Annotated in this window: 5 protein-coding genes; 3 read left to right on the forward strand and 2 right to left on the reverse strand. The window is 59.9% G+C overall.

Annotated features, from left to right (window positions below):
• Positions 1–264 (forward strand): hypothetical protein (locus ABX749_RS10715; protein WP_372895972.1); only part of this gene is annotated, 264 nt, incomplete at its 5' end.
• On the opposite strand, the gene ABX749_RS10720 is transcribed toward ABX749_RS10715, so the two are convergent.
• Positions 257–1,162, reverse strand: coding sequence for an aldo/keto reductase (locus ABX749_RS10720; protein WP_372895973.1), 906 nt, complete (start codon positions 1,160–1,162; stop codon positions 257–259). The genes ABX749_RS10715 and ABX749_RS10720 overlap by 8 nt on opposite strands.
• Positions 1,163–1,403: 241 nt before the next feature.
• Entirely contained in the window at positions 1,404–2,813 is a 1,410-nt protein-coding gene (locus tag ABX749_RS10725) for a BBP7 family outer membrane beta-barrel protein (RefSeq protein ID WP_372895974.1), read from the reverse strand.
• Between the two features lie 642 nt (positions 2,814–3,455).
• Here ABX749_RS10725 and ABX749_RS10730 point away from each other — a divergent pair.
• Together ABX749_RS10730 and ABX749_RS10735 are read left to right on the forward strand one after the other, a co-directional pair.
• The gene (locus tag ABX749_RS10730) at positions 3,456–5,390 is read left to right on the forward strand and encodes a preprotein translocase subunit SecA (protein WP_372895976.1); all 1,935 of its coding nucleotides are present in this window, start codon (positions 3,456–3,458) and stop codon (positions 5,388–5,390) included.
• 478 nt (positions 5,391–5,868) lie between these two features.
• Positions 5,869–9,258 (forward strand): hypothetical protein, encoded by a 3,390-nt coding sequence (locus tag ABX749_RS10735; RefSeq protein ID WP_372895975.1) that lies wholly within the window; start codon positions 5,869–5,871, stop codon positions 9,256–9,258.
• The last annotated feature ends 264 nt before the right edge of the window (positions 9,259–9,522 follow it).

A 9,522-nucleotide genomic window follows, 5' to 3' on the forward strand; every position in this document is an offset into this window, starting at 1 on the left:
CCCTCGTTACACACCTTTTTCATTTCAGTCATGCTGTATTTTAGTCTTTGGGCCGTCTTGATGCTGGCCGTGATCGTCGCCGTTCCGGTCGCTGCAAAAATGTCGTCCGGCGGGCGCGTTGCAAAGACGGACAACGGCGACGCGGAATTGGAGGAAGATGCGGCAGCCGAAGGCAGTGGCGATGACCACGAAGTGCTCGAAGATGACTTCGGCGGCGGCGACGTCGAAGCGCTCGAAGACGACGCGTTCGATGAAGTTAAGTGACGTCGACCACAATCCGCTCCACCTCGGCGAGCGTTTCGGGCGACAGCACACGCGTCCCCGCCAGCTCCCGAATCTGTTCTTCACGGCGTGCCCCGACCAACGCCGCGGTCACACCGGGCTGCGAGATCGCCCAGCCGACGGCTAGCTGTGCGACGCTCTGGTCGACCTCCCGGCCCAACTGTTTTAAACGGTCGATCGCATCGTGAATCCGACGACGCGTCTCGCCTTGAAAGATCGCGTAACCCGGCCGGCTGTCGCCTTTCTCGAACACGTGGTCGCGGGTGATCTTTCCGGCCAACAAGCCTTTCATCAACGTCCAGTAAACGTAGACGTCCCGACCGGCTGATTGCGCCGGCTGAATCAAGTCGACAAGGCTCTCCCGCTGAACCAGATTCAACGGGCACTGGATTGCGTCGGCGGGGACCGTTGCGGCGAACTGTTCGACTTGTTCGGCCGACGCGTTGCAGATCCCGACGCGGTTGCAGATCCCGCGTGCTTGCAGCCGTGCCATCGCCTCGGCTGACGCGTCCAAGGCAACCTTCGGATCGGGCTGATGCAGAAACAGGGTGTCCATCGATTCGATCCCCATCCGCCGCAACGAGGCTTCGGCGTCGCGCGTCAACTGTTGTGGAGAGCCGTCGACAATGCGTTCGCGTTGCTCGTTCCATCGCTGGCCGACTTTGCCCATCACGGTGAAGCAATCACGCCGGCCGCGAACGCACTCGCCGAGCAATCGATCGCTCTCTCCGTCGTAGCCGTAGCTGTACGCGGTGTCAAAGGTGGTGATGCCGGCGTCGATCGCAGCCAACAGGGTGGCTTTGGCGTCATCGCGTGTGACGCCGATCGTGGTGATGCCGGCGATCGGCCAAAGTCCCAAGACAAGTTTCGAGGAATACATGTTGATGAGTGCTCGTTGGAAACGAGAGGAAAAACGGTGTAAGCATCCTGCTTGCCACCTTCGCCGGCAGAGCCGGCGAACTCGAAAACAAACCACGTGGTGAAACAACGAAAAAACGCGTGGTCGATGAGACCACGCGTCGTTGGAAAATGAAACAAATCGGTTCGGTACGCGAAGATTCTTTGTCGTGATCCCGGATGACGCAAAGAGCTTCCAACCGGCCGAAATGATTCTCCGCAGCTTAATAGTCGATCGAAGCGCCCAGGCTGACCCCTTGGACCCAGTGGCTGCCTTCGACGATGTCGTAGGCGACCGGGGTCACGTTGGCACCGATGTTGCCGGTGTCACGATTGCGATTGATCTGGTCGCCCGCCATCGCCACGTTGTCGAAGTACAAGAACGTGTAGCCGACGGTGAACGAGACGTGATCGCGGAACCGGTACCCGATGGTGAAGTCCATTTCGGGAATGAACGTGAACACGTCTTGCGTTTGTGTTCCCTGTTCGTCGTTGATCAAGACGCTCGAATTCTGTGTCGAGATCGCGGCGTTGGCCAGAAAGTCGGTCGTCGTGCCGACCTTGCGGACCGTTTGCTCCATGTTCCCCAAGTGAACCTTGGTCAGCGCTCGGGCCGTCCAACGTCCGCGAGCAACCATCGATTCAAAACCGAGTTGACCACCGTTGAAGCGGTTTTCGGTGTCGAACAAGCTGGAGAAGGCCGTTCCGGCGAGGTTCGGGTTCGTACCGGCATTGGTGTCACTGCGAAAGCTGCTGATCGAGATCATGTCGTCCAGCTCGGCGTAGGTGTAACCGGCGATGAACTCCAGACGCGATGACTTGTTGTGGCAGAACGTCATCCGGGCATAACCATCGGCCATGAACAAGTCCGTGGCGTATTCCGCTTGGACATTGCCGGAGAACAAGTTCTGTTGACTGATGATGACCGAGTCCTCTTGCGCCGTGCCCGGATTGAACCGGGGGACGAAGTAGTAGGGGCGGCCGAGGGAACGGGCAGCCGCATCGGTTTGGTCACCGCTGGCGGAGTAATCGTCGCCGTTTTCGCCGATCCACAGGGTGCGTCCGCCGATGCCGAAGCTGTCGGTCAGGTAGCGTCCCACGTCCGTGCGAATGCCGCCGGAAAGGCCGCCATCGAGATCGTCACCGAACTCAACAGTGGCTGCCGGCAAGACGGGAAACACACCGGGTGCGGCAGAGGTCACCAGTGGTGGTGCCTGTCGCTCGGCATGGAACATCAACATCGCTTCGGCTCGCATCCAGCCGTCCTTGCCGCACAGGTTGAGCAGGCCGGCCAAACCGCCGCCGCCCTTGCTGCCACACATGCTGTCGCAGCCGACACCATCGCAGCCGGGGCTGTCGCAACTGTCACAACCGCCGATCGCTCGCTTCAATCCGCCGTCAAAGAAGCCGGCAGGCTGCAGATCACCCACGGTCACCGGAGCGTAATCGCTGATCGGTGCAACGGGAGCGGCAAAAGGGGAACCAACGTGCACCGGGGCATCGGAGGCGACATCGCCGACGAATGCTTGTGGGGAATCGTTGGCGGGTACATACTGATTGTTGTCAGCCTGGGCCGACGCTGAGGCGGACAGCAACAGCGCTGCCAGGGTCATGCCTCGAAAGTTTTTCTTCATTATTGTAGTCTCGCGCAGTCCGGGATTACTGGAACGACTGGTATAAGACGATCGACGAAAACGAGCGTTAGATCGAGAACGTCCCTTATGGTGCTTAAAGTCGGCGTATCCCTCCCAACTTCAACACTCAAACTGCCTGGACTTTCCAAAGTGCAGGAAAAACAGCGTTTTGAGCGGTAGACTGGGGTTCGCAAAGCTCCCCAAGCACTCTGCTTTTGCTAAATCTTTTCGCAAATTGGTCCCCTAAACAGCTCGATGACCGACCAAGACCCCGGCCAAAACGACGCCAGATCGAGCCGCCAGCCCGATCCGACCGATTCCGTCGACACGCAAATCGAGCCTCCCACCGGAAACCGCAATACGATCGTCGAACCGATCGAGCCCCCCGAGTCGGTCACCGAACCCGAGCCCAACGCCGAACCGGAGACGAAGACCGCGACCGAAGCGAACACGCACCCCGAAGCGAACACCCAACCCGAGCCGATTGCCGCCCCCGAGCCGATCGAGCGAAAGGTCGTCCAAGCGACCGAAATCATTCCCGCCGACAAGCCCCGCGGCGACTCTGACAAGCCCCGCGGTGACGCCGGAACGCCCCCGGCCACCGTCGCCCCGGAGCGTTTTCAGTCGGTCGGCACCAAGTCGATGTCGATCTTTTCCGGCGGCGGCTTCCACCCCAAAATGGTGCGTTGGAAGCGGATGCTCACCGAAATCAATGAGCTCGAACCGACGCTGCAACCGGAGTCCGACAACGACCTTCGCAAACGGTCGTTGGCGCTGCGGTACCGCGCCATGGCCGGCGAAAAACTGGCCAAGCTGCTTCCCGAAGCCTACGCCTTGGTTCGCGAAGCCGGCCGCCGAACGCTCGGCATGCGGCACTACGACGTGCAGATGATCGGCGGCATCTCGCTGTTCGAAAGCCACATCGCGGAAATGCAGACCGGTGAAGGAAAAACGTTGACCGCGACGCTGCCGCTGTACCTGCATTCCTTGGTCGGCAAAGGCGCCCACCTGGCAACGGTCAATGATTACTTGGCCAAACGGGACGCCGAATGGATGACCCCGATCTACAACCTGCTGGGCGTCAGCGTCGGAATCATCCAGACGCCCGACGACCAAGGGTCCCGACGCAAATCGTATGGCTCCGCGGTCACCTACGGGACGGCCAAAGAGTTCGGATTCGATTTCCTGCGAGATCGATTGCTATTGCGTGCCCAGAACCGCATCCAGACCGAAATGCTGGGTGATGGCGGCGGCGGTTTCTCCGATTCCGGCGATAAACCGGTGATGCGGGGCATGCACTTCTGCCTGGTCGACGAAGCGGACAGCATCTTGATCGACGAAGCCCGCACGCCGCTGATCATCGGTAGCCTGGAAGACACCGTCCGGGACCAAATCGTGGAAACCTATCGCTGGGCTTCCGAGCACGCGCCCGAATACGAGCTGGACGATCACTTCACGATCGACGACGACACCAAACAATACGAACTGACCGCGCGGGGCCGGCAGAAGGTCCGTGCGTTGCCCAAGAGCAATCTGGTACGGACGATGGGCCTGGTCGATCTGTACGAATACACCGAGCGGGCGATCAAGGTTTACCGCGAATTCCTGCTCGATCGCCAATACGTCGTCCGTCCCAACGACAAGGGCGTCGATGAAATCGTGATCGTCGATGAATTCACCGGCCGACTCGCCGAAGGGCGCAAGTGGCGCGACGGAATCCACCAGGCGATCGAGGCCAAAGAGAATATCGAGATCAGCGTTCCCACCGGCCAGGCGGCACGGATCACGGTCCAAGACCTGTTCCTCCGCTACAACCACTTGGCCGGTATGACCGGGACCGCGGCGACCAGTGCGCGTGAATTGAAACGGATCTACCGCACGCCCGTGTTGCGGGTCCCGACCAACCGGCCGCCCAAACGCAAGCGGCTGGCCGACCGTGTGTTCGGTTCGATCGATGCCAAATTTCAAGCGATCGTCGAAGAGGTCAAAACGATTCACGAGACGGGTCGCCCGGTGTTGATCGGAACGCGTTCGATCGACAAGAGCGAAATGTTGTCGCGGATGCTGCACGCAATCGGCATTGAGCACCAGGTTCTCAACGCAAACAACGTCGCGATGGAAGCCGAAATCGTTGCCGATGCCGGTCAACACGGCCGCGTCACCGTGGCCACCAACATGGCCGGTCGCGGTACCGACATCAAACTCACCGACCAGATCGTCGAACTCGGCGGGATGCACGTGATCTGCACCGAGTTGCACGATGCGGCACGGATCGACCGCCAGCTGATCGGACGCTGTGGACGCCAGGGCGACCCGGGTTCGTACCGCCAATACCTGTCGTTGGATGACGACATTCTCAAAGGCGGCTTGGGCCCGGACAAAGCCGAGAAGCTGAAAGCCCGCGGGGAGCGTTTGACCGATTCGGTCGACTCCTACGCCAAACTGTTCCGCCGCGCCCAACGCAAAGTGGAAAAGAAGCACTTTCGCGATCGGATGGTGCTGCTGCATCACGAAAAGGAACGCAAGAAGATGCAGCGTGAAATCGGCCAGGATCCTTACCTAGACACCCCAGACTGACGCAAATGGGGGATCTTTTTTTCGGCTTTGACTCAAGTCGCACTGGACGTCTGCCGACGGGGGTTTCAATTCGAAAAAAAGCCAAAAACCGGGCTCGGCCGAGCTTGACAGGGCAATCGAAAACACCGTATCCCCGGCTCCGTGTCCATTAGCTCCCGGCACTTCCGCCCACTTTGGTCGGTCAAGCGTCGGGGCCCGAATGGCGACGGCCAGACGCGGTCCGTCACCGTCCGGGGCTCGCGAAAGGTCGGTCCTCATTGGTTGGACAGACGTGCCGTGGGGCTAAGCCGACGATGGGTTTTCGTGAACGTAGGCGGAAACTCCATGTGTATCCAACGAAGTCTCACCGCGAAGAAGGAGTGTCGCGTTGAAACGCCACGAAAAACTTTTCGGCCTCAATCGCAATCGATGGGGCGGCGCCGTAATGGCGTGGCTTGTAGGGGCGTCCAGCGTCTCTGCCCAGCTACCGATGCCAGGCATGAGCCTGCCATCCAACGACAAAACGGGTGCGGCAACTGCTGTCGCTCCTTCCTACGCACAAGGTGGCTCGGCCCTGCCGGCCGGCTACAGGGTGCCCAACGCGACGGTCGAAAGTCGCCCCGCCGGTGGGAAACAACTCGTCCAGCAGGCTCGCGCCGCGCTGGCCGGCGGCCAGTACGAAATGGCCGTCAACGCTTTCCGCCAAGCTTCGGCGGCGGCCAAGTCGGATTCGAACCTATCGGCCGATGTCGCACGACTGCGTGTCGATCTGCAGATCGCCGGAATCGACGGCGAACTGCTCAACATCCCGGCCCCGGCGCCCAAGCGTTTGTCCGCCGGGATCAACGCCGCACCGCTGGCCACCGCAACAGCGTTGGGCAGCTCGGACATGTCCGCGGCCGAACGTGAAGCACGGCGATTGATCGCTGTCGGACGCGCCACGCTGGATCGGGGCGACACCGCCACGGCACTGCGTCTGGCACGTCAGGCCCAATCGCTCAACGCCCCCGAAGCGGCACCCCAGGTGTGGCAATTCGTCTTGGATGCCGAATCGGCCGCCAAACGCGCCGGCACGATGGATTCCCAAATCGCTTTGGCCGGTGGACAACAAGAAATCGGTAGCGACGAAGCAGGCTTCATCAAGCAGATGCTGTTCAATGCCGACGCCAACGCCGGACTGGAGAACGTCGGCGGCGGAGCCGTTGCCCAAGTGCAAGCACTCGGCGCGCCGATCCCACCGTTGCCTCAAGCCGAATTGGGCCCACCGGGAGCCGATCCCAACCGGCTGTATCAAGCCGGACTGCAGGCGCTTCAAGCCGGCGACCAGGAAACCGCTCGCAAGAACTTTGTCGAAGCGTGGAAGTACGAAGATCAATTGGACTTGGCGACCCGACAAGGGCTCAAGGACAAACTGACGCTGCTGCAACCGGCCCGGCTGCCGCGGACCGGCGGCGAGCCTCAGCTTTCCGCGATCGATCAAGCCGATGCGGAATCACGCGAGCAAACCCAACGGCTGTATCGAGAGATCACTGCCGAGATGGCCAACGCCGCTGAGATCCGAGAATCGGCTCCGTTGGACGCATTGGACAACTTGAACCGCCTGCGCCGACGCGTCGACGGTTCCAACGTCGATGAAACCAGCAAACGCACGCTCGCCCGTCTGGTCGACCGTGAACTGGAAAAGCAAAAGCAATACGTCGAATCCAATCGTGCGTCGATCGAGTTGGAACTTCAAAACGATGCGGTCCGAACCGAGCTGGCCACCGATGCCGCTCGCACAGCCCAAATCGATGAAGAGATCTCCGAGTTGGTCAACACGTTCAACGACTTGATCCGCGAGCGACGGTACTCCGAAGCGGAAGTGGTTGCGAAACAAGTGGGCGAGCTGAAACCCGGCTCCACCATCGCGACGACGATGTTCCACAAGAGCCGATTCGCCACTCGCGATCAAATCATGCGGGACATCCAAGCCGGTAAAGAAGAGCTGGTCTACAAGGGCCTGGAAGACGTCGAGTACTCCGCGTCGCTCTCCGACGGCTTGGATCCCAATCAACCGATGACCTTCGGACGCGATCCACAATCGTGGCACGAATTGACACTTCGTCGATCCCGTGACACCGGTTCGCTGTACGGCACCGTCCAAGAGCAGAAACTGAAACAACAGTTGAGCACTCCGGTCAATGTCCAGTACCGCAATCGCCCGCTGGTCGAAGTCATCGAAGACTTGAAAAAAGTCACCGGCATGCCGATCGTGATGAACCAACGCGCCATGGAAGCGGTTCGCGTTCTGATCGATACTCCGGTGACCCTGGAACTGCAAAACCAGATCGAACTCAAGAGTGCCCTGAATCTGATTCTGGAACCCTTGGATCTGGGCTATGAGATCAAGGACGAAGTGCTGCAAATCACCAGTGCCGAAGCCAAACGTGCCAACGTGATCACGCGGGTGTACAAGGTCGCCGACCTGGTGACTCCGATCCCGAACTTCACGTCCAGCTACGAAGACGGGTTGGCCGGGGCTCTGCGAGCCGCCTATCAAATGACCAACCCACGGATGGACGTGCAGATGATGCCGGTCCGGATGACCGACCTTGCTTCGCGACAGGCCAACGCCCTGCAACCGAGCAAGATGGCACCGAACATGCTCGGCCAATACGCACCGGGTGGCGCTCAGGGCGGCTTCGGCCCCCAGAACCCGCCCAACGGCAGCGGTGGTGGTGGCTCCTTCGCGGACTTCGATTCGCTGATCAGCCTGATCGAAACGACCGTCGTTCCGGACACCTGGGAAGCACTTGGTGGCAACAGCACCATGGCTCCCTATCCCCAGAACCTCAGTCTGATCATCAGCACGACCAGCGATGTTCACGACCAGATCGTCGACTTGATCGAATCGCTGCGTTCGCTGCAGAACCTTCAAATCACGATTGAAGTGCGATTCATCACGCTCTCCGATACGTTCTTTGAACAGATCGGCGTCGACTTCAACGTCCAGTTCGACGACAACGTCCAGACGCTTCCCGATGACGACAGTGGCCCGAGTGTCACCGTCGGATTCGACGGGATCTCTGGATTGCCGACGGCTGACTTGGACATCGCGTTCAACAACGGATCCTTCGGCGTCGTCCCGGCCTTCGGGGCACCCGACCCCGGAGCCCTCTCATCGATCGGTTTCGCCATCCTCAGCGACATCGAAGCGTTCTTCTTCCTGCAAGCCGCCCAAGGCGACGAGCGGACGAACGTGATGCAGGCTCCCAAGGTCACCTTGTTCGACGGCCAGATCGCCACGATCTCCGACCAGAGTCAACGTCCCTTCGTGACCAGTATCACGCCCGTTGTCGGTGACTTTGCCGTCGCCCAACAACCCGTGATCGTGGTCCTCAACGAAGGCACCCAGTTGAACGTGCAAGGGATCGTCAGCGATGACAAGCGATTCGTGCGTCTGACGCTGGTGCCGTTCTTCAGCCAAATCGGGGACGTCGACACCTTCACGTTCGAAGGTTCGCGGACGACCCGACGCAGCAGTCGGGCCGAAGAAGACACCAACGGTGACGGTGTCGTCAACGATGACGATGCGGTCGATAGCGAAGATGAAGAAGACATCATCTCCGGTTCGACCGTCCAGTTGCCGACCTTCGCGTTCACCCAAGTCAGCACGACGGTGAGCGTGCCGGACGGAGGAACGATCCTGCTCGGCGGAATCAAACGACTCAGCGAAGGACGCACCGAACGCGGTGTTCCGATGCTCAGCAAGATTCCGTACATCAGCCGACTGTTCCGCAACGTCGCCGTCGGACGCGACGCCTCCAGCTTGATGCTGATGGTCACCCCACGGATCATCATCCAAGAGGAAGAAGAGTTCGCTCAAACCGGATTCGATCCCAACCGCTAAGCGGTCACCGATCGAACACGATCAACCGAAAACGCGGCGCGGCCAGATGGGTCACGCCGCGTTTTTTTTTTCAAGTTTCAAGTTTCAAGTTTCAACAGCAGTTAGCAGTTAGCAGTTAGCAGTTAGCAGTTAGCGATTAGCGTCTGAGTACGGAGTACGGAGAGTACTGGGTACTGAGTACTGGGTACTGAGTACTGGGTACTGAGTACTGGGTACTGAGTACTGGGTACTGAGTACTGGGTACTGGGTACTGAGTACTGGGTA

It is taken from the genome of Stieleria sp., assembly GCF_041595215.1.
Classification (GTDB): Bacteria; Planctomycetota; Planctomycetia; order Pirellulales; family Pirellulaceae; genus Stieleria; species Stieleria magnilauensis.

Excerpts from the sequence above, each read along its gene's own strand:
- ABX749_RS10735 (WP_372895975.1), top strand. The coding sequence starts at position 5,869 with ATGAGCCTGCCATCCAACGACAAAACGGGTGCGGCAACTGCTGTCGCT.
- ABX749_RS10730 (WP_372895976.1), top strand. The coding sequence starts at position 3,456 with ATGTCGATCTTTTCCGGCGGCGGCTTCCACCCCAAAATGGTGCGTTGG.
- ABX749_RS10725 (WP_372895974.1), bottom strand. The coding sequence starts at position 2,813 with ATGAAGAAAAACTTTCGAGGCATGACCCTGGCAGCGCTGTTGCTGTCC.
- ABX749_RS10720 (WP_372895973.1), bottom strand. The coding sequence starts at position 1,162 with ATGTATTCCTCGAAACTTGTCTTGGGACTTTGGCCGATCGCCGGCATC.